The organism is Flavobacterium sp. LC2016-13 (assembly GCF_009707955.1).
In the GTDB taxonomy this organism is placed as follows: Bacteria; Bacteroidota; Bacteroidia; order Flavobacteriales; family Flavobacteriaceae; genus Flavobacterium.
This window is the reverse complement of sequence record NZ_WMDQ01000002.1, coordinates 12,068-33,827: the sequence shown is the minus strand read 5'-3', so window position 1 is coordinate 33,827 and position 21,760 is coordinate 12,068. Positions and strand designations below refer to the sequence as shown.

Genomic DNA, 21,760 nt, shown 5'->3' with positions numbered 1-21,760 from the left:
ATATTGATTTTTAATTATTAAATCGCTAAATCTTTATTGCATTCATTTTTACATTCAACAAATAAATTCTATTTTTGTTTAAAATACATTCTCATGTTAAAAGTAGGAGTTTTAGGTGCTGGTCATCTTGGTAAAATACATTTACGCTTATTACAACAATCTGACAAATACGAATTAGTTGGATTTTACGACGAAAATCAGGAAAATGCCGAAAGAATTTCAAAAGAATTTGGTTATAAAAACTTCAGCACAATTGCAAAATTAATACACGCTGTCGATGTCATCGATATTGTAACGCCAACACTTTCACACTACAAATGTGCCAAAGTAGCAATCAAATCAGGTAAACATATCTTTATAGAAAAACCAATTGCCAATACCGTTGAAGAAGCAGAAGAAATTATTGCTTTAGCAAAAGAATACAACGTAAAAGGACAAGTTGGTCATGTCGAGCGATTTAATCCAGCATTTATTGCAACAAAAAACATGATCGAAAATCCGATGTTTATAGAAACGCATCGTTTGGCCGAGTTTAATCCGCGTGGTACTGATGTTCCTGTAGTTCTGGATTTAATGATTCATGATATTGATGCTATTTTGAGTGTTGTTAATTCAAAAGTTAAAAATATTAACGCAAGTGGTGTTTCAGTTATTAGTGAAACTCCTGATATTGCCAATGCAAGAATTGAATTCGAAAATGGTTGTGTTGCCAATTTAACGGCAAGCAGAATTTCGATGAAAAACATGCGTAAAACACGTTTCTTTCAAAAAGACGCTTACATTTCAGTAGATTTTCTGGAGAAAAAATGTGAAGTTGTTCGTATGAAAGATGCTCCGGAAGTTCCTGGAGATTTTGATATGATCCTGCAAAATGCGGAAGGTGTAAAAAAACAAATCTATTTTACAAATCCTGACGTAGAGCAAAACAATGCAATTCTTGACGAATTAGAATCTTTTGCACATGCAATAAATACAAATACAACTCCGGTTGTAACGCTTGAACAAGCTACAGATGCCTTACGAGTAGCCTATCAAATTATAGATTGCTTCGATAAATAATACAAAAATATAACTCATTATTTTTAAGGTTTAAAGTTGGCAAAAAAGTCACTTTAAACCTTAACTTTTAAAATTAAAATACCAAAATCAAATGAAAACTATAGCTGTAATTGGTGCAGGAACAATGGGTAACGGAATTGCTCATACTTTTGCACAAAGTGGTTTTACTGTAAAACTAATTGATGTTTCTGAGAAATCATTAGATAAAGGAATGGCAACTATTGCCGCAAACTTAGACAGAATGCTGTCTAAAGGAACAATTACCCAAGAAGATGTTGCCAAAACAATCACCAATATTATTACCTATACAGATATAAAAGATGGTGTTGTTGGTGTTGATCTAGTAGTTGAAGCTGCTACAGAAAATGTAGAGTTAAAACTGAACATTTTTAAACAATTAAACGAAGCTTGTTCTCACAATACAATTTTAGCAACCAATACTTCTTCAATTTCCATTACACAAATTGGAGCCGTTGTTGCACATCCTGAACGTGTTATCGGAATGCATTTTATGAATCCGGTGCCAATTATGAAATTGGTTGAAATTATTCGCGGATACAATACCAGCGATGAAGTCACTAAAATCATCATGGATTTATCTGAAAAATTAGGTAAAACACCTGTTGAAGTAAATGATTATCCAGGATTCGTTGCCAACAGAATTTTAATGCCAATGCTTAATGAAGCAATCGAAACATTATACAACAAAGTTGCTGGTGTTTATGAAATTGATACCGTAATGAAATTAGGAATGGGACACCCAATGGGACCGCTTCAGTTGGCTGATTTTATTGGTCTTGATGTTTGTCTTGCTATTTTAAATGTAATGTACGAAGGTTTCAAAAATCCAAAATACGCTCCTTGCCCACTTTTAGTAAATATGGTTAGAGCCGGAAAGCTGGGTGTAAAATCTGGTGAAGGTTTTTACGATTACAGCGAAAGCAAAAAAGCAGAGAAAATTTCGAAGCAGTTTATTTAGAAAATAATCTAAACAATTATGAGGAATCTGTTTTTAATTTTTGTGTATTTTACAGTAACAATTTGTATATCTCAAAACACAGATCCAAATTCTAATAAACAGTTTACAATTCATGAAATTGATAGCATCTCTGAAAAAAATGGCAGATATATAATTTCTGAAGGAAAAATAGGCGCAACTTTAGAAATTAAAGAAAAGAGAAAAAAAACAAAAATTTTAAACGGAAGCGGAGGTTTCTCATACGATCTTTATCAGCATCATTTTAATGAAGAGAAATACAATGCATTATCACAAATAGAACAGAGAAGATATAATTTTGATAAATACACTAATTTAATAAAAGGAGAATTTCATCAGGGAATTCACTACGAAAATGCATATACTGAAAATATTTATGGTGAGTTTTATTATTTTAAAACATCGCTTTTTTATGTAAAAATTAGAATTATTAAATCAGAAAAGAATAAAGAAGATATTTCAGAAACATTCAGCTTGAGTCTTGCAGAATTAGACGATCCAAAAGAAATAAAAAGTTCTTTCATTAATGTAAAAAGCTGGGTGAACGAAAAAAATAATGAAATATTAAAGATTTACAATCGAAAATGAGTGCAATAAAGCAAAATCTGATTCAAATAAAATCAGCACTTCCTGAACACGTAACTCTAGTTGCAGTTTCTAAAACCAAACCAGTTTCAGACTTAATGCAAGCCTACGAAGCCGGGCAGCGCATTTTTGGAGAAAACAAGATCCAGGAAATGACGGAGAAATGGGAACAAATGCCAAAAGACATTCAATGGCATATGATTGGTCATGTACAGTCAAATAAAGTCAAATTTATGGCGCCTTATGTAAATTTGATTCACGGAGTTGACAGTTTGAAATTATTACAGGAAATCAACAAACAAGCTTTAAAAAACAACAGAACAATAGATTGCCTTCTTCAAATATATATTGCTGAAGAAGAATCTAAATTTGGTTTGGATGAAAATGAATTAAATGAATTATTATCTTCATCAGAGTTGATAGAATTGAAAAACATTCGTATCTTAGGTTTAATGGGAATGGCGACCTTCACAGAAAACCAAAACCAGATTAAAAAAGAATTTACACATTTAAAATCTATTTTTGATTCAATAGAACAACAAAAAAGCACACTGCAATCCCCTGCATTAGATAATTTTTCGACAATTTCAATGGGAATGTCAGGAGATTACCAATTAGCAATAGAATCTGGAAGTACAATGGTTCGCATTGGAAGCAGCATTTTTGGAGGTCGTTGATTATCAAAGACCACTTATAGTAAGAGACACTTCGGTGAATCTATACGCAAAACTGATTACTAAAACTGAGACTGAATACTGAATTTGTACGCAATACTAGACATAGAAACAACTGGAGGCCAGTTTAATGAAGAGGGAATTACAGAAATCGCCATTTATAAATTTGACGGTCACGAAGTAGTGGATCAATTTATTAGCCTCGTTAATCCTGAAATTCCGATTCAGCCTTTCGTGGTGAAATTAACCGGGATAAATAATGCTATGTTGCATTCTGCACCTAAATTTTTTGAAGTAGCCAAACGAATTATAGAAATCACTTCAGATTGTATTATTGTAGCCCACAACGCTTCTTTCGATTACCGAATTTTACGAACTGAATTTAGACGTTTAGGTTATGATTTCGAAGCCAGAACACTTTGCACAGTAGAACTTGCCAAAAAATTAATTCCGGAGCAGCCATCCTATAGTTTAGGAAAATTAGTTCGTGCATTAGGAATTCCGATGGCAGACAGACATCGTGCCAGCGGAGACGCTATGGCAACTACAAAGTTGTTCAAGATGCTTCTTGAAAAAGACTTAGAAAAAACTATTGTAAAAGATTTTATAAAGTTAGAAGTCGAAAAAGGAATTGCTCCAAAATTACTCGATTTGGTAGGTCAAATGCCCGCTAAAACCGGTGTATATTATATACATAACCAAAGTGGAACTTTAATTTACATTGGCAAAAGTCAAAATATCAAAAAAAGAGTCAATCAGCATTTTACCGGAATTACAACCAAAAGTAAAAAAATACAAGCCGAAGTTTTTACCATTACTTATGATGAAACCGGCAGTGAATTACTCGCATTATTAAAAGAAAGCGAAGAAATAAAAATAAACAGGCCAAAATACAATCGCTCACAACGAAAAACTAATTTTCCGTTTGCGTTATATGTTGAGAAAGATGCCAATGGTTATTTAAACTTAAAGCTGGAAAAAGCAGATGGACGTAAAAAAGAAATTACTTCTTACACCAGCTTACAAGAAGGTAAAAATGCATTATTTAAGTTTACTGCAAAATACCATTTGTGCCAAAAGTTAACCGGGCTTTACCAGACTAAAAAAGAATGCTTTCAATATAAAATTAAAGAATGTGACGGCGCTTGTATTGGCGAAATTACCAAGGAAATCTACAATGCCAGAGTACAGGAATTTATTGCTGAAAACAGTTTTGAAAATAAAAGCATGATTTTGTTGGACAGAGGCAGAAATGTAAACGAAAGAAGTGCAATTCTAATCGAAAACGGTGTTTATAAAGGTTATGCATATTACGATTTGAATTATCAAATTACAAATATTGATATTCTGAAGAATATTTTAATTCCGATGCAGAATAATCGTGATGTTAAGAACATTATTCAAAATCACATTCGTAAAAGCAAATCGCTTAAAATTCTTCATTTTTAACACACCTAAACTTTCATTATCTTTGTTATTATGAGAAAAATGAAATCGAAATACGAAATTTTTAGAGAGAAAATCAAAGTCGTTCTTTACGGTACTAATACTATTTTAGGCCGAATGTTCGACTTGGTTTTGTTGGGATTAATACTTTTGAGTGTCATTTTGATAATGATGGAAACCGTTCAGGGAATCAACCAAAAATACCACACTCAACTTATTATTTGCGAATGGATTATTACCGTATTTTTTACGATCGAATATATCTTACGAATCATTTCAATACAAAAACCAGTAAAATACATCTTTAGTTTCTACGGAATTATCGATTTACTTGCCGTTTTACCCATGTATTTATCAATATTTTTTCCCGGAGCAAGTATACTTTCTATAGTAAGAGCGTTACGTTTTTTCAGGTTATTCAAAATCTTGCATATACCACAAATATCACATCAATCAGTACAACTGCGCGAAGCAATTGAAGCCAGTAAAGAAAAAATTCTTGTATTCATTTATTTTGTACTTATAAGCACCGTAATAATTGGCTCAATAATGTATTTAATTGAAGGCCGGGAATCAGGTTTTACAAGTATTCCAATGAGCATTTATTGGACAATTGTAACCTTAACAACAGTTGGTTACGGAGACATTTCGCCACAAACACCACTCGGACAATTCGTTGCTTCTTTAGTCATGATTTTGGGTTACGGAATAATTGCCGTTCCAACCGGAATTGTAACGGCTGAATTCGCAAAAAGCAGTCTTAAAAACAATGCTGTAAGTGGAAAAAAACAATGCAAAAAATGTAATTCTCAACTCCATTTTGATAATGCAAAATATTGTTATCAATGCGGAACCGAACTACCAAATAATTAATTTAAGGAGCTATTTCCAGCTGTACGCTCCAACTCCTCCTTATCTTTGTTGTTTTTTTAAGCCATAAAAGGAGCTTCTAAAGTCGCTCTTTTATACCAAAAAAACTAACAAACATAAGTCCGGGGTTTTCGCTTCCATCTGGGCTAAAAAAATATGAAGTACTTAATCACTATTGTCGGACCAACAGCTATAGGCAAAACTGCCTTAAGTATTGCTTTGGCACAGCATTTTAAATGCGAAATAATATCTTGTGACAGCCGTCAGTTTTTTAAAGAAATGACCATTGGAACTGCAGTTCCCAATCACCAAGAATTAAACTCAGCAAAACACCATTTCATTCAAAATAAATCGATTTTTGAAAATTATACCGTTGGCGATTACGAAAAAGAAGCACTTTTAAAATTAGAAGAATTATATCAAAATAATGATTTTGCAATTTTAATTGGAGGTTCCGGTTTGTATGTTGATGCTATTTTAAAAGGTTTTGATGAATTTCCTGAAATAGATCCCGAAATACGATCAGAAGTAAATTCAAATTACGAAAAACTCGGAATTGAATATCTTCAGGAACAATTGCAACACTTAGATCCGGAATATTATCAAAAAATTAAAGTAGAAAATCCACAAACACTTCAAAACCCACAACGAATGATGCGTTTTGTAGAAGTTTGCATCGGAACTCAAAAACCGTATTCATCATTTCTAAATCAGAAGAAAAACAATAGAAACTTCACTCCTATTCTAATTGGTCTTGATGCTGACAGAGAAATCATTTACAACCGTATTAACCAACGCGTTGACATTATGATGAACGAAGGATTGCTGGAAGAAGCAAAATCTTTATATCCAAATAAAGCGTTAAATGCGCTTCAAACCGTTGGTTATAGAGAATTATTTAGTTATTTTGACGAAGAATTCACGTTGCCATTTGCCATAGAAGAAATTAAAAAAAATACAAGAAGATTCTCCAAAAGGCAATTAACGTGGTTCAAAAGAAACGAAAACACAAAATGGTTTGATTACGCGACAGACAGAAAAGAAATAATAGCTTACATAGAAAATATTCTAAAGTAAAAATCAAAAATCTATCCTCTTTATTCTATCTTCTATTCTCTAAAAAAAAAATTAAAAAATGCCAATATCTCCAAATTTCACGTCCGTTTTAAGTAAAGACTGGGAAATCAATTTCACGCAATGCACACCAAACGGTTATTTAAAATATACCGATTTATGTAATATTTTACAATTAACAGCAGCGGCACATTCTGAAGTTGGAGGCATTAGTTTTTTTGATATGCAGGAATTTCATCAAGCCTGGGTTTTAAGCAGAATGCGTGTCGAAATCACCGCTTTACCAAAATGGCAGGATGTTGTAACCGTAAAAACATGGATCAACAGTTTAGAAAATTCACGTTCTGTACGTGCGCTTGAAATGTATGTAAACGGAAAGAAAATTGTAGGCTGCGAAACGTATTGGGCAGTATTTAATACCCAAATTCGTCGCCCCGAAGCATTAGCTTTACCATACGAACATTTCGAATTATTTCCTGAAAAAAGAGCTACAACAGAAGGGTTTTCGAAAATAAACATCAATCATGAAAAAGAAGCTGTTTTTGAAAAAATAGTTTATTTATCAGATTTAGACATTGTAAATCACGTTAATAATGTAAAATATTTAGAGTGGTGTCTAGATCATGTAGAACCAAAAAGAATTCTAAAACAAGAAGTTAAAAGCTTTGAAATGAATTTCATGAAAGAGCTTTCTTTAAAAGATAATGTCGTAATTCATGAAAGTGAAGACGACGATCATACGACTGCAATATTCAGTATTACAAAAGGCGAGAAAACGTGTTTTGCCTTAGAATTACATTGGAAATAAATTCCGATCCCATTCCTGCAAGTTTTTCAAAACCTTGTAGGTATTTACATTTGTAAGCATTTGATTTAAATTTCGATATCACAATTTAAATGGCAAACCTACAAGGTTTTGAAAACCTTGCAGGAAATTGCAATCAATAAAAAAACGATGCAATTTGCATCGTTTTTTTATTAAAATCATTTCGATTTCTTTTTAGAACCTTTTTTAGATTTCTTCTCTTTCTTCTTTTTAAGCAAATCAATTTTATTTTCAATTCTCTTCTCAACATCTATAATATCAGATTCATAATTAAATTGCAACAAATGAAGTTTCGCATTTTTAATTTCTTTCAATGCTTTTTTAAATTCGTTTTGCGCTTCTAAAAGAATTGCTTTCTTAATATAAATTTCTGATTTATTGATTCCTTTCACCGTCAAAGCAAAATCGATTAATTTTTGTGCTTCTTCGTAATCTTCATTTAAAATCAATGTCTTTAAATAGTACGGATACACTTCAAGAGCATGAATATTAATCGCTAAAGCTTCCTGAAAATAGGTTTTTGCCTCTTCATAATTCATTAATTGTTCTGCCTGAATTCTTCCGTACAAACACAAAACCATTGTATTTTTTGCATCATAAGAAAAAGCATAATCTAAAGATTCAATCGTTTCTTCAAGCGAATATGGATAGTTATCCAAAGCCTGAAAAAGGTATTTATCAATTGTTTTCATTTTATGTGTCGATATTTATTGTTTTTTTGGTCACATATAATTCGCATATCATCATTGTTTTTTGTGACCAAGTTTTTAATTATGCTCATTTCGTAAATCGTTTTTTAATTTCTGACGAGTTCCTTTGTAGTTTTTCTCAACTTTATTCTTTTTGAAATCACTTCCGGTAAAAACCCTAACCGGATTTCCCCGTTCAATATTGAGCTGATTTTCCCATTGTTTTCCAACGTGATTCTTAAGTTGAATTAATTTTTCGTCTTCTAATTTTTTTAATAATCTTTCTGTCGCCAGTTTTTTGTTTTGATGTTGCGAACGGCTGTCCATAGAAACAACTGCAATTCCTGTGGGAATGTGAGTTGCTCTAATCGCAGAACTCACTTTGTTAACATGTTGTCCGCCCGCGCCTGAACTACGCATGGCCTGATATTGAATATCATTTTCTAAAATTGATGCGTTTTTTTGCGGTTCAATTTCAAAAATGCCAATAAACCAGTTTTTACGTTTGTGCATTTTTCTAAACTGACTCTGACCAATCCATTGAATTGTTCCAACCCATGAACTCACAAACTGATCCACATTTTTTCCTTTTACAGAGATAGTTGCTGTTTCAATAGTTCCGTTTTCGTCACCTACTTCTCTTTGAAGCAGAATTACTTCTAAATGTTGTTCTTGCGCTTCCTCCAAAACTTTTTTAAGCACTTGGGCGACAACCCAAGTGCATTCTGCAGGTCCGCGACCCGCTGTTATCTGAATTATTTTTTCCATCTTTCTATAATTTTAAGAAGCTTTTGTCTATTTTTTGCTTCTTTTACAAATTTTGGAAGTCTTGAAATTAGGCTTCCGCTAGAACTTCCTTTATTGCTTCTCTCACGTAATTCTGCTTTAATATATCTTTCCAGATAATTAATATGCTCTAAATTAAATGCCCAAAAAATTGATTCATCAAATTCTTTCTGATACCATAATTCAGCATTAAAACAACCTTCCCTGACTACTGCAGTATCTGAATTTAAAACAAAACGAACCTCCTCAATATAAGGTGTAAACTCTTTAATCTCATTACATATCAAGCATTTTAATTTAATTTTATGTGGCTTTTCATTTAGCAATTGCGACTTAAACTTTATTTTATCTTCATTGTTACAACAATAGGCATCTACATATGCTCTGTATTTTACTATACCTTCTTTTACTGAATAATGGCAATTTTTACATTCTAAAATTTTTTTATCTCTATAATAAAATTCAGATTCAAATGTTCTTTTTACAACTGCTTGTAAAGTACATTTAGGGCACTTAATATTTACAATATTTCCAAAGCTTGCCAACCATTTGTTTTCATCTTGAAATCTTTCCATAATCTTTATCTTTTATCGGTCCATTCTAACAATTCTCGGTGTAAAAGTTCCCAAAACTTCAACCAAATCCGTTTGATTTCCCATTACTTTTGTAATGTCTTTGTAAGCCATTGGAGCTTCGTCTATATTTCCCCCAATTAAGGTTACATCATTCGCTTTCAATACTTTTTTAATATCACTTTGCGTGAAAGTACTTTTGCATTTTGATCTCGAAAACAAACGTCCTGCCCCATGCGAGGCCGAATTTAAACTTGCTGCATTTCCTTTTCCTTTCACAATATATCCCGGAGCCGTCATAGAACCCGGAATTATGCCAAGCTGACCTTCAGCAGCGGGCGTTGCGCCTTTTCTGTGTACAATACATTCTTTGCCGTCGACCATTTCTTTCCAGGCAAAATTGTGATGGTTTTCTATCGTTACCACTACTCTTTTTCCTATTGCTTTGGCGATTCTTCTATGAATATCATCATGACACGCTTTAGCATATTCTCCTGCTAAATTCATTGCCAGCCAATATTCTTGTCCGTCATGTGTGTTCAAATCAAGCCAGGCCAAATGCTGCACATTTCTTGGCAACGGGCATTGTTTAGTGGCTAAATACGTGTAATGTTTAGCAATGTTTGCACCTAAACCACGAGAACCACTGTGTGACAATACAGCAAAATACTCACCTGCTCCCAACTTCCATTCGTTTTCAGGATTATCAATCTTTGCAATACCAAACTCAACAAAATGATTTCCTCCGCCGGAACTTCCCAATTGTTTATAGGCTTTTGGTAAAAGGTTCTTTAAGAGTGGAATATCCTGAAATTCACTTTTATAAAAAACATCATGATCTGCTTTTGTCGCGTGAGTTTCATTCATTCCAAATTTGGTATTATCTTTTAAAATTGCCTGCAATTGATGCTCTTTTCCTTTGAAATAAGAAGCCGGTATATCAAAAATTGACAGACTCATTCGGCAGCCAATATCTACTCCAACTCCGTATGGAATAACAGCATTATCTGTTGCTAATACGCCACCAATTGGTAATCCGTAACCTGAATGTGCATCCGGCATTAAAGCGCCTGCAACTGAAATTGGTAATTTTAATGAATCATACAATTGAAACTTAGCTTGTTCGTCAATTTCATTTTCTCCAAAAATCGTAAAAGGAACTCTTGTTGTTTTAAGCTGATGCATCCTTACCTGAACCGGCTTTATTAAACCTTCGGCAACTTTTCCCCAGGTTCCGTCTCCTTCAAATTTTTCAGGGTGCAGTAAAACCTCTTTTGCTTCTGTTAGAATAGATTCTTTTTTTTCTCTTTTTCTATATCTGTTTATTTGCCCTAAGGCTATGTTTATTGAATTGTTTTTAGGAAAGCCTAATTTAATCAGGTCTTTTCCGGATAATTTATTTCCCATAAATTGTTTAATTATTCTTGTTGTTGTGCAAGCTGATGCTTTCCAAAACTGAATAGTTTGAATAAGATAAGCGTGCGGAATCTTTTATCCTTTTGGGATAAATAATAAATCGATTATTCGGGAAAATTTGAAGTGTCTAGAATAAAAAAAGCCCGAAACTAAATGTCTTCGGGCTTTTTTATATATCTAAAAATGAATTTCTAAGATTGAAATAAGCCACGAAGAAGCGCTGCACAAAATTCGTTTGGTGTGAAGCTTTGAGATGATGATGTAAATACAAACATTTTCTTCGTTATTAAAGGGTTATTATTATTTTTTTCGTCTGCAAATATTCAGAATAGTTTTTTGATTTTCCAAATTATTATTAAAAAAATTCGTGTAAAAAAATAAATGAGGTGTTTTTTGAGTTCGAAAAAACACATTATAAATCTACAAACCAAATACTTATACTTTAAAAAAGTAATATCTTTTTTTTTTCTTCACCAAGAAAAAAAATTATTCAGACAGCAAGAAATGGCTTTTAAAATTCCACATTATCTGTGTCATTTCGACCGAAGGGAGAAATCACACTCGTATATCTACAAAGATTGGCGACAACCTGTGCGGAGTTTCTAGTGTGATTTCTCCTTCGTCGAAATGACACAAAATGCAAAACATTTTTAAGCACAAAAAAAAAGCCCTGATTTCTCAGAGCTTTTTGATTTTTTGGATGAACTAGTTTGTTTCTGTTTTATTCTGTTACTTTGCTTTTAACAACTAATCTGAAACCTTCACCGTGAATGTTTAAAATTTCAACATCTTCGTCAGATTTTAGATATTTTCTTAATTTTGCAATGTAAACGTCCATACTTCTTGAAGTAAAGTAGTTATCATCTCTCCAGATTTTTGTTAATGCTAATTCTCTTGGCATTAAATCATTTTCATGAAGAATCAACATTTTAAGCAATTCATTCTCTTTTGGAGATAATTTTATTGGCTCATCATTTTCGAAAGTTAAAAATCTAAGTTTAGAATTTAAGTGGAATTTACCAATATTAAACTCAAACTGAACTTGTTCTGCTTTTGTATCTGCAGATTTTCTTTGAATGATCGCTTTGATTTTCATCAATAAAACTTCTGAATCAAAAGGTTTATTCAAATAATCATCAGCACCCGCTTTGTATCCTTTTAGCACATCTTCTTTCATAGATTTTGCAGTCAAGAAAATAATTGGCACTTCGCTATTTTTTTCTCTAATCTCTTTTGCTAAAGTATAACCATCTTTATAAGGCATCATTACGTCAAGAATACATAAATCATATACGTCCTTCTTGAATTTCTCGAAACCTTCCATACCGTTTTTAGCTAAAGTAACTTCAAAGTCATTTAACATTAGATAATCTTTAAGAACTGCCCCAAAATTAAGGTCATCTTCTACTAAAAGTATTCTTTTGTTATTATTTTCCATATTTTAATTTATTAATGGTATTTTTATTATAAAGGTGCTACCTTTTCCTTTTTCGCTTTCAACATATACTTGACCATTGTGATCCTCAACTATCCTTTTTACATACGCAAGACCCAAACCGTGCCCTTTTACGTTATGTAAATCTCCTGTGTGTTCTCTGTAAAATTTCTCAAAAACTCTTTTTTGAGCAATTTTACTCATACCTAGGCCATTATCTTTAACTTTTATCAGAATCATGTCTTTAACATTCTCTGTAAAAATTTCAATTTCAGGAACATCCGGAGAATATTTTATGGCATTTTCTAAAATATTAACCAAGACATTCGTAAAATGTACTTCATTTATCAAAGATGTTGTTCTGGCAGCATTATAGTGCTTTACAACAGTTCCTTGTCTGTCTTCTAAAATTAAATTTACGTGCTCAATTGCATCATCAATAATATCATGAATTGCAGTAGGTTCTTTTGTAATATCAAGTTCTCTTTTTTCTAATTTAGAAATACGAAGAACGTTTTCAACCTGAGCGTGCATTCTTTTGTTTTCATCCCTAATCATTTGAAGATATCGATAAACCTTTTCTTTATCTTCAATAATCTTTGGATTCTTTATCGCATCAAGCGCTAAATTTATTGTCGCAATTGGAGTTTTAAACTCATGCGTCATATTATTTATAAAATCTGTTTTGATTTCAGAAATATGTTTTTGACGTAATAATTGGTTCAATGCACTTGTATAAGCTATAATTATAATCAGTGTAAAAATGATTGATAATATAGTTATGCTTAATAATTCTGATAATAAGAACTTCTTTTTATGAGGGAACGTAATGAATAATTCATATTTACTATTTCCTTCATTATCAGTATATATTGGTATATGGTAACTCGCATCTTTATCATAATGAAAACCATCAGATTTTATCTTTGTTGCCAAACCGCTATTAAGAACTCCAAATTCAAACTTGGTTTTTACACCATATTCTTCCAGCTCTTTACGTAATAGTTTATGTAGCTTATCTTTTGTAATTCTCCCTTCGATAGGAGTTAGAGAAGCAATATCCTTATACTGAATCTGTTGCTGAACTTTATTTAAAATATCTAAACTACCGGATTTTTCTATCTTTAAGTCTGGTATAATACTTTGTCCCAAAGCATTATTATCGATACCGTTATTATTATTGTAAACTTCTGTTACTCGTTTTGAACTGAAATTTTTAAATCTCTCACTGCTGAATTTTTTATTAAAAAGCGATCCGCTTATATCATAATCTTCAGAAGTAAGTGTATTAGAATATACAATCGTTTTATTTGTTTTTGTATTTCTCTGAACATAAAGAACCTCTAGTAGATCTTCTTTTTTAGGAATTTTGCCAGTACTGTCTTTTATACGGTTGTATTTATCGTAAAAACTGTATTCTTCCTGCTGTTCAAGTTTATCAGCAACATTGCCAATAACCTGTGTAACGTGGTATTTAAATTGTTCGTCATTATTTTTGAACGAAGAGTTGAACCAAAATACCTGGACAAGAATTATCCCGATTAAAGACAAGCTCATCAACAAAACAAGTATTCTAAAAAATAATTTATTCATCGAAACAAAATTAATATTTTAACAATATACTAAATAATACATTAACCAAATATTAACATTTAAGACTGATTTTGTTTAATATTCAATATTTTAAGAATTTTAACAACTTCTTTTCTGGCATTTTTAAGATTATCGTTATTAATAACAAAATTGCTTCTGGAAATTCTGTTTTCATCACTCCATTGCATTTGCATTCTGCTTAAAACCTGCTCACGTGTGGTATTGTCGCGCTTTAAGACTCTTTCAATTCTAGTTTCTTCCGGGGCAGTAACTGTTATTATAAGATCGCAATCTTTATATCTGCCACTTTCAAATAAAATAGCAACTTCATATATTATATATTCGTAATTTTTATGTTGCAATAACCATACCTCAAAATCATTTTTTACTGCCGGATGAACGATTGCATTTAATTGTGCAAGTTTATCTTTATCATTAAAAACAATTTCGGCAAGCTTAGCTCTGTTTAAAATATCATTTTCAAAAAGACCTTCGCCAAATACTTTTTTTATTTCATTTATAATACTTTCAGACTGCATGACTTTTTTGGCTCCATCATCAGCAATATAAACAGGAACTCCCAATTCACTAAAATAATTGGCAATTGTTGTTTTTCCGCTGCCAATTCCGCCCGTTAAGCCAATAACTTTTGTCATATTATACTTTAAAAAACATACGAGGAAAAGCTTCTTGTGGTTTTTTCTTTAGAAGGATAATTTTTATAAATGATTCTAAAAATCCCGTTCCGTAACCATAAAATTGTTTCCAAACTGCTATTACAGACAAATACCCAATTCTTAAACTTCTGTTTTGAATACTTGCTGTAAGAAAAATTATAACGAAATATACGAAATATAATTGTAATAATATATCAATATTGAAAATTAACAGTAAAAAAGCTAATAATAAGCCTAATAAAAAAGCAGTCGGAAAGAAAAAAGTAAGCTTATTGTGTTCTGGATACCAGCTATTTAATATAGGTCTTGCCTTGCCAAATTTATTTACCTGAACAGAGAATTTTTCCCAGTCAATTCTGCGTTTATGATACACAAAAGCCTCTGGAAACAGTCTTGTTTCAAACCCAAGATTCCATAAACGAATAGATAAATCGGGATCTTCGCCCGGATGAATGTTGCCAAAACCTTTTGAAGCTTCAAAAGCTTTTTTCGAAATTCCCATATTAAAACTTCGTGGCTGAAATTTATTAATCTTTTCTGATCCTCCACGAATTCCGCCTGTAGTCAAAAATGAAGTCATAGCAAAATTAATCGCTTTCTGAATATTCGAAAAACTGGCCAGCGCTCTGTCTGGGCCACCAAAACAATCAACATATTTTCTATTCAATTCCTTGTAAACTTCTGTCAAATAATTTGGCGGAATGATACAATCTGAATCAAAAATGATAAAGTAATCACCTCTCGCCTTCTGCATTCCAAAATTTCTTGAATCTCCTGGTCCTGAATTTTCCTTAAAATAATAGGCAATATTCAGTTTTCCCTGATATGTCATTACAACATCTTTACAAGGAATTGACGAACCATCTTCTATTAGAACAATTTCAAAAGCTTCATTATAATCAGATTTTGACAAACTTTCTAATAGTTCATCAACTTCATCCGGGCGATTATACACGGGTATAATTAAAGAAAAAATCATAGTGGAATATGCGTATTAAGTAGCAGTTGTTTTAAACTTTAAAATTTTAACAAAGATATGTTATATTCATAAAAAAACCATTCGTAGAGACGAATGGTTTTCATATATGGCACTAATTTATAATTATTTTATGCTTTCAATTTCAACAACTTCATTTGCTTCAGCTTTATAATCAACTCCTGCAAATTCAAATCCAAATAAATTAAGGAAATCATTTCTATATCCTGCCAAATCTCCAATTGCCGGTAGGGTTTCTGTAGTTGCTTCTAACCAAAGTTTAGCCACTTTTGCCTGGACATCTTCGCGCATTTCCCAATCGTCGATTCTGATTCTTCCTTTTTCATCAACAGGAACTTCAGATCCATTGTATAATCTGTCTTGAAACAAACGTTGAATTTGCTCGATACAACCTTCATGAATTCCTTCTTCTTTCATAATTTTATATAAAAGAGAAATATATAATGGAATTACCGGAATTGCTGAACTTGCTTGTGTTACCAAAGCTTTGTTTACAGAAACATAAGCTTTACCACCAATAGATTTTAAACTATCTGTAATAGAGAATGCTGTAGCTTCTAAATGATCTTTTGCACGACCAATTGTACCTTTACGGTAAACTGCTTCTGTCAATGATGGCCCGATATAAGAATAAGCAACTGTTGTAGCTCCTTCTGCCAATAAATTTTCAGCTTTTAAAGCATCAATCCACATTGTCCAGTCTTCACCGCCCATTACTGCAACAGTATTTTCAATATCTTCTTCATTTGCCGGTGCAATAGAAACTTCAGTAACGTTTCCTGTATGAAAATCTACTGTTTTGTTCGTAAACGTTTGTCCGATTGGTTTTAGAACAGAACGGTGCAAAACTCCTGTTACAGGATGTTGACGAACTGGCGAAGCTAAACTGTAAATAATTAAATCAACCTGACCTAAATCAGCTTTTATTAAATCTAAAGTCTGTCTCTTTATTTCATTTGAAAAAGCATCTCCATTGATACTTTTTGCATATAAACCTGCTTTATGAGCTTCTGTTTCAAAAGCTGCTGAATTATACCAACCCGGAGAAGCTGTTTTTCCTTCAACTGGCGGTTTTTCAAAAAACACTCCAATTGTAGCTGCATCAGATCCGAAAGCACTTGTGATTCTTGAAGCCAATCCGAAACCTGTAGAAGCACCAATAACCAGTACTTTTTTAGCTCCTTGAATTGGACCTTTTGATTTTATATATTCTATTTGATTTTTTACGTTTTGTTCGCTTCCTTTTGGGTGAGCAGTCAAACAAATAAATCCTCTCATTCTAGGTTCTATAATCATCTTGTAATTATTTATCGTATTAATTCAGTTTCAGTTTTAATTTTTCAAAAATACTCATTTTATCTTTAACCCTTTTCATGTTGGCATTCATATTGTCAATAAAATTTGGGTTTAACGCATTTTTCTTGGCTAATTTATAATAGTTATAAGCAGGAGTATATTCGCTTTCGTACTCTGCCATTCTACCTAATTCACTGTTAAATGATGAGTAATCAACGTTTTCTAAATTCTTAAACGTAAATTCAATATGCTCTTTTGCTTCAGCATATCTTCCAATATCAATTAACAAATAAGTGTAGTTTAAATAAGGCGCTGGATATTTAGGATCAAATTTCATAGCCAGTTTATAATGATAAATTCCTTTATCATAATTGCTTAACTTATTATAATAGATCCATCCTAAATGATTGTGAGCCTTTCCAAAATCAGGATATTGAGATAAAATTTCCTCAAGCATTTCTTTACCATCAGCAATATTTCCTTCAGATATTAACGAATCTGCTTTAATAAATTGATTTTCGTAGAAGCTTAAACTTTCCATATCTATAGCTTAATTTAATAATTCTTTTGCGTGATTTAATGCTGAATCAGAAATATTGGCTCCAGAAAGCATTTGTGCTATTTCTGTAATTCTTTCATTAGGAAATAAAAGTTTCAATTCTGATTGTGTATCATCGCCAACGGTAGATTTGAAAACTTTAAAATGCGAATCGCCTTTTGCGGCTATCTGAGGTAAATGCGTAATGGCAAATATTTGCATTTTAGTACTCATTTCTTTCATGATTTCGCCCATTCTAATAGCAATTTCTCCTGAAACTCCTGTATCAATTTCATCAAAAATTAAGGTTGGCAGTTTTGAATATTGTGCTAAAATCGCTTTTACAGCTAACATTATACGGGACATTTCTCCTCCTGAAGCTACTTTTTTCAACAATCCAAAATCAGTTCCTTTATTGGCTGAAAATAAGAATTGTAATTCGTCTTTTCCATTTTGAAAATAGGTTTCAGATGGTAAAAGTTCCATATTGAAACGAACATTTGGCATTCCTAAGGTTTCTAAAATCGAAATTAACTGATTTGATAAAACCGGAATGGCATTTTCTCTGTTTTGGTGAATTGTTGCTGAAAAAGCATCTAATTCTATTGTTTTGTCTTCGATTGATTTTAATAATGAAGCAATTTCTTCTTCGATATTTCCTAATTCGATAACCGCATTTTCTAAATTTGCCTGAATCTGAATTAATTCGTCTACAGAAGTAACTTGATGTTTCTTTTGCAAATTGTAAATCAATTGCAATTTCTGATTGGTTAATTCTAATTTTTCAGGATCATTTAATAATTTTTCAGAAGCGTTTTGCAGTTCTCTTGAAACATCATCAAATTCTATTGCTACACTTGTAATTCTTTCAAATAAAGTTTGATATTCAACTGAAAACGGTGCTATTTTTTGTAGCGAAGTTTTGATTTCATTTAAATTATGAAATACACCAAATTGCTCTTCATTTGCAATTACCAACGATTTATCTATTGATTCTTTTATAATTTCAACGTTATTCAGCTTTTCAAAATCAGCTTCCAATTCTTCTTGTTCTCCTGATTTTAATTTAGCCGAAACCAATTCGTTCAATAAAAAAGTATTGTATTCCTGCTCTTTTCCTGAATCACTTTGCTTTTTTAGCAAAGCATTTAGTTTTGATTTTTCTGATTTATAGCTTTTTAATAATTTTTGATAGGTTGCAATTGTATCAAAGTTATTTGCAATGGCATCAATTATTTTAAACTGAACATTTTCATCTGATAATTCCTGTGTTTGCTGTTGCGAATGAATATCAATCAAAAACAAACTTAAATCTTGCAATTCCTGAAGATTTACAGGGCTGTCATTAATAAACGCGCGCGATTTTCCTGAAGGCAAAATTTCACGTCTTATAATTGTTTCATCTTCGTAATCAAGATCATTCGCTTCAAAAAACTCTTTCAGATTATATTTAGAAATTTCAAAATGTGCTTCGATTACACATTTTTCTTCTTTATTTTTTAATGAAGTTAAGTCGGCTCTTTTTCCTAATACCAATCCTAAAGCACCAAGGATAATAGATTTACCAGCACCAGTTTCACCTGTAATTATAGAAAAACCTCTTGAAAAATCTATTGATAATTTTTCTATCAGAGCATAGTTTTTAATCGACAGTGAAGTAATCATAGAATTAATATGTAAATATAAAATTAATGAAGAAAGTGAAAATTAGAATAAAATCAATTAAAATTTAATCTGAGACCATTTAGTAGAATTCAATGGAGAAACCCTATTTAGAACATCAGTTAAATCAGTAACCGAAATACTTGGTCCGCCGGAAAAAATAGAAACGATTTCATCTGATTTTGCATCAAAAAATACACGGGTTAAAAAAGCATTGGGTTTAACCGAATTTAATTTGGCTAAAAGTATTACTGAAGATTTAATTTTTTCTTTTGATACTTTTAGATCATTGCTCATTCCGTCTAAACCTGTATGGTATAAAAACATAGTTTGACGTAAATCAGTATACGTTGGTGAAACCATATCGTTTATTAGAAAATAACGGTTTTGAACGCCATCAGATTGAGTCCATCCTTTTGAACCTCCTTGTTGAGCAACATTGGCAATATTTTGTGCAGTTTCAAAATAAGGACTTCCCGCGCCCATTTGAAACGTATCTGCATCTATTCCTAAAATCATATAACTGTAAAAAGAAACTACAGATACTAAATTTGACTCAAAAGTAGTGGGATTAAACAATAAAGGTTCGTATTCAGTATAGTTGAAATTGAAATCTTTATCATTAAAATTAAAAACCGGTGATGAATAAGTTGAATTATAAATTAATCTTGAAGATTGTACCTGAATTGTACCCGAAAACTGATCTGAACTATTAGATGACAATGTAATATACATTGAGCAATTGATTCGTTCGTTTTGTTTTAAAACTGATCCTGTCCAGTCTGTTTTATTTACAAACTCAGACAATGATGTTTGAAGTGTTTTAAATACTTGCTGATTAGGATTTGGAAGTCTCTCTGTATTTATAGTTACAATACAATTTAGCTGTTGTGCTTGTGTAAAGCCAAAAATTAAAAATACTAAAAGAGTAACTATTTTATTATTCATATCAGATACTATTTGCTTTATCGAAATACGATTCAGCTATTTATTTCACTTTTGATTTAAGACTATTGCTGCTTATGAAAAATGAGAAATCACTTTGTTAATAATATCAACAGCAACAGATTCTTTTGTTTTTAATTCCATTGGTTCAATCTTAAAATTTTTGTCAATAAAAGTAACTTTATTGGTTTCTTTTTTAAAACCGGCACCTTCGTCCTGCAGTGAATTAAGAACTATCAAATCTAAGTTTTTTTTCTGAATTTTCAACTTAGCATTTTCAATTTCATTTTCAGTTTCTAAAGCAAATCCTACTAAAAATTGATTTTGCTTAATTGTTCCTAAAGAAGCTAAAATGTCTTTTGTTTTTTCAAGTTCAATAGAAAAATCATTTGCTGCTTTTTTAATCTTTTGTAAAGCTACAACTTTTGGTTTATAATCTGCTACGGCTGCGGCTGCAATTGCAACATCAACATCGTTAAAATACAAATGACAGGCATCGTACATATCTTGCGCAGAGACTACATCTATAACTTTAATTGCAGCGTTTTTTACCTTATAATGTGTTGGTCCAGAAACCAGAATAACATTTGCTCCTAAATTTGCAGCAGCATTTGCAATATCAAATCCCATTTTTCCCGAAGAATGATTTCCTATAAAACGAACAGGATCTATTGCTTCGTATGTTGGCCCGGCAGTAATTAGTATTTTTTTTCCTTTTAATGGTAGTTTACTTTCTAAATCAGCCTCAAGAAAAGCAATAATATTTTCCGGTTCTGCCATTCGGCCTTCTCCGGACAAACCGCTTGCCAATTCGCCGCTTTCAGCAGGAATCATTACGTTTCCAAATTGCTTTAAGGCATTAAAACTTGATATTGTAGAAGGATGCTTGTACATATCCAAATCCATTGCCGGAGCAAAATAAACAGGACATTTAGCTGATAAGTAAGTAGCTATTAAAAGATTATCACAGTTTCCTGTTGTCATTTTAGATAATGTATTAGCAGTTGCTGGAGCAATTAACATTAAATCAGCCCAAAGTGCTAATTCAACATGATTGTTCCAAACTGCATCTTCATCATCCTGATTAAAGAAACTGGAATGTACAGGATTTTTTGATAACGTAGATAACGTTAATGGAGTTACAAAATCCTTAGAAGCAGGTGTCATTATCACTTGGACATGTGCACCTGCTTTTATAAAAAGTCGTACTAATGAGGCTGTTTTATAGGCTGCAATTCCACCAGAAACTCCCAGTAAAATTTTTTTCCCGTTTAAAACTGACATTTATACTATATTATTTATTATTTGTTTGAACCTCTGTGGTAAGTTTTACCATCTAACCATTCCTGAACGGCTAAAGCGTGTGGTTTTGGTAATTTTTCGTAAAATTTAGAAACTTCAATTTGTTCTTTATTTTCAAAAACTTCTTCAAGACTGTCATTATAAGTAGCAAACTCTTCTAATTTCTCAGTTAATTCTTTTTTAATCTCAGAATTAATTTGGTTTGCTCTTTTAGCCATAATGGTAATTGCCTCATACACATTTCCTGTTGGTTCTTCAATAACTGTTTTATTGTAAGTTATTGTATTAACAGGAGCATTCGTCTTTTTTAAATCCATGACT

22 protein-coding genes are annotated in these 21,760 nt (G+C 31.8%); 8 read left to right on the top strand and 14 right to left on the bottom strand.

Annotated elements, in window-relative coordinates; genetic code table 11:
- Positions 1 to 93: 93 nt before the first annotated feature.
- From GKZ86_RS03825 to GKZ86_RS03790, 8 genes are all read left to right on the top strand, one after another.
- Positions 94 to 1,059 (top strand): Gfo/Idh/MocA family protein, encoded by a 966-nt coding sequence (locus GKZ86_RS03825; RefSeq protein WP_154781792.1) that lies wholly within the window; start codon positions 94 to 96, stop codon positions 1,057 to 1,059.
- A 91-nt stretch (positions 1,060 to 1,150) separates the two neighbouring features.
- A complete protein-coding gene (locus GKZ86_RS03820) occupies positions 1,151 to 2,038 on the top strand; it encodes a 3-hydroxyacyl-CoA dehydrogenase family protein (protein ID WP_154781791.1) in 888 nt (295 codons plus the stop codon).
- A gap of 18 nt (positions 2,039 to 2,056) precedes the next feature.
- Entirely contained in the window at positions 2,057 to 2,644 is a 588-nt protein-coding gene (locus tag GKZ86_RS03815) for a hypothetical protein (protein ID WP_154781790.1), read from the top strand.
- The gene (locus tag GKZ86_RS03810) at positions 2,641 to 3,318 is read left to right on the top strand and encodes a YggS family pyridoxal phosphate-dependent enzyme (RefSeq protein ID WP_154781789.1); all 678 of its coding nucleotides are present in this window, start codon (positions 2,641 to 2,643) and stop codon (positions 3,316 to 3,318) included. The genes GKZ86_RS03815 and GKZ86_RS03810 overlap by 4 nt, the downstream gene beginning before the upstream one ends.
- An 84-nt stretch (positions 3,319 to 3,402) precedes the next feature.
- Positions 3,403 to 4,764, top strand: a complete 1,362-nt coding sequence (locus GKZ86_RS03805; RefSeq protein WP_154781788.1) for an exonuclease domain-containing protein — start codon at positions 3,403 to 3,405, stop codon at positions 4,762 to 4,764.
- 30 nt (positions 4,765 to 4,794) lie between these two features.
- Complete coding sequence (locus tag GKZ86_RS03800; protein WP_154781787.1) at positions 4,795 to 5,634, top strand: ion transporter; 840 nt, start codon at positions 4,795 to 4,797, stop codon at positions 5,632 to 5,634.
- 153 nt (positions 5,635 to 5,787) lie between these two features.
- Positions 5,788 to 6,708 (top strand): tRNA (adenosine(37)-N6)-dimethylallyltransferase MiaA, encoded by a 921-nt coding sequence (miaA, locus tag GKZ86_RS03795; RefSeq protein WP_154781786.1) that lies wholly within the window; start codon positions 5,788 to 5,790, stop codon positions 6,706 to 6,708.
- Between the two features lie 58 nt (positions 6,709 to 6,766).
- A complete protein-coding gene (locus GKZ86_RS03790) occupies positions 6,767 to 7,513 on the top strand; it encodes an acyl-[acyl-carrier-protein] thioesterase (RefSeq protein WP_154781785.1) in 747 nt (248 codons plus the stop codon).
- Between the two features lie 176 nt (positions 7,514 to 7,689).
- On the opposite strand, the gene GKZ86_RS03785 is transcribed toward GKZ86_RS03790, so the two are convergent.
- The 14 genes from GKZ86_RS03785 to GKZ86_RS03720 form a co-directional block, all read right to left on the bottom strand.
- Entirely contained in the window at positions 7,690 to 8,223 is a 534-nt protein-coding gene (locus GKZ86_RS03785) for a hypothetical protein (RefSeq protein WP_154781784.1), read from the bottom strand.
- 75 nt (positions 8,224 to 8,298) lie between these two features.
- Positions 8,299 to 8,988, bottom strand: a complete 690-nt coding sequence (gene prfH, locus GKZ86_RS03780) for a peptide chain release factor H (protein ID WP_154781783.1) — start codon at positions 8,986 to 8,988, stop codon at positions 8,299 to 8,301.
- A complete protein-coding gene (locus GKZ86_RS03775) occupies positions 8,976 to 9,581 on the bottom strand; it encodes a hypothetical protein (RefSeq protein WP_154781782.1) in 606 nt (201 codons plus the stop codon). Before GKZ86_RS03775 ends, prfH begins: the two co-directional genes overlap by 13 nt.
- A gap of 12 nt (positions 9,582 to 9,593) precedes the next feature.
- Positions 9,594 to 10,985 carry an RtcB family protein gene (locus GKZ86_RS03770; protein ID WP_154781781.1) on the bottom strand — a complete coding sequence of 464 codons (1,392 nt, stop codon included), beginning with the start codon at positions 10,983 to 10,985 and terminating at the stop codon, positions 9,594 to 9,596.
- Positions 10,986 to 11,715: 730 nt separating this feature from the next.
- Positions 11,716 to 12,432: a response regulator transcription factor gene (locus GKZ86_RS03765; RefSeq protein WP_154781780.1), complete on the bottom strand. Its 717-nt coding sequence runs from the start codon at positions 12,430 to 12,432 to the stop codon at positions 11,716 to 11,718.
- A 3-nt stretch (positions 12,433 to 12,435) separates the two neighbouring features.
- A complete protein-coding gene (locus tag GKZ86_RS03760; RefSeq protein WP_154781779.1) occupies positions 12,436 to 14,022 on the bottom strand; it encodes a sensor histidine kinase KdpD in 1,587 nt (528 codons plus the stop codon).
- Positions 14,023 to 14,081: 59 nt separating this feature from the next.
- Positions 14,082 to 14,678 carry a dephospho-CoA kinase gene (gene coaE, locus GKZ86_RS03755; protein WP_154781778.1) on the bottom strand — a complete coding sequence of 199 codons (597 nt, stop codon included), beginning with the start codon at positions 14,676 to 14,678 and terminating at the stop codon, positions 14,082 to 14,084.
- A gap of 1 nt (position 14,679) precedes the next feature.
- Positions 14,680 to 15,678: a glycosyltransferase family 2 protein gene (locus GKZ86_RS03750; RefSeq protein ID WP_154781777.1), complete on the bottom strand. Its 999-nt coding sequence runs from the start codon at positions 15,676 to 15,678 to the stop codon at positions 14,680 to 14,682.
- Positions 15,679 to 15,801: 123 nt separating this feature from the next.
- Positions 15,802 to 16,992, bottom strand: coding sequence for an enoyl-ACP reductase FabV (gene fabV / locus GKZ86_RS03745; RefSeq protein ID WP_154781776.1), 1,191 nt, complete (start codon positions 16,990 to 16,992; stop codon positions 15,802 to 15,804).
- Positions 16,993 to 17,011: 19 nt separating this feature from the next.
- Complete coding sequence (locus GKZ86_RS03740) at positions 17,012 to 17,533, bottom strand: hypothetical protein (protein WP_154781775.1); 522 nt, start codon at positions 17,531 to 17,533, stop codon at positions 17,012 to 17,014.
- 9 nt (positions 17,534 to 17,542) lie between these two features.
- The gene (recN, locus tag GKZ86_RS03735) at positions 17,543 to 19,195 is read right to left on the bottom strand and encodes a DNA repair protein RecN (protein WP_154781774.1); all 1,653 of its coding nucleotides are present in this window, start codon (positions 19,193 to 19,195) and stop codon (positions 17,543 to 17,545) included.
- Positions 19,196 to 19,252: 57 nt separating this feature from the next.
- A complete protein-coding gene (locus GKZ86_RS03730; protein WP_154781773.1) occupies positions 19,253 to 20,140 on the bottom strand; it encodes a DUF4835 family protein in 888 nt (295 codons plus the stop codon).
- A 72-nt stretch (positions 20,141 to 20,212) separates the two neighbouring features.
- Complete coding sequence (gene coaBC / locus GKZ86_RS03725) at positions 20,213 to 21,421, bottom strand: bifunctional phosphopantothenoylcysteine decarboxylase/phosphopantothenate--cysteine ligase CoaBC (RefSeq protein ID WP_154781772.1); 1,209 nt, start codon at positions 21,419 to 21,421, stop codon at positions 20,213 to 20,215.
- A gap of 17 nt (positions 21,422 to 21,438) precedes the next feature.
- Complete coding sequence (locus tag GKZ86_RS03720) at positions 21,439 to 21,756, bottom strand: DNA-directed RNA polymerase subunit omega (protein ID WP_007807938.1); 318 nt, start codon at positions 21,754 to 21,756, stop codon at positions 21,439 to 21,441.
- Positions 21,757 to 21,760: the final 4 nt, after the last annotated feature.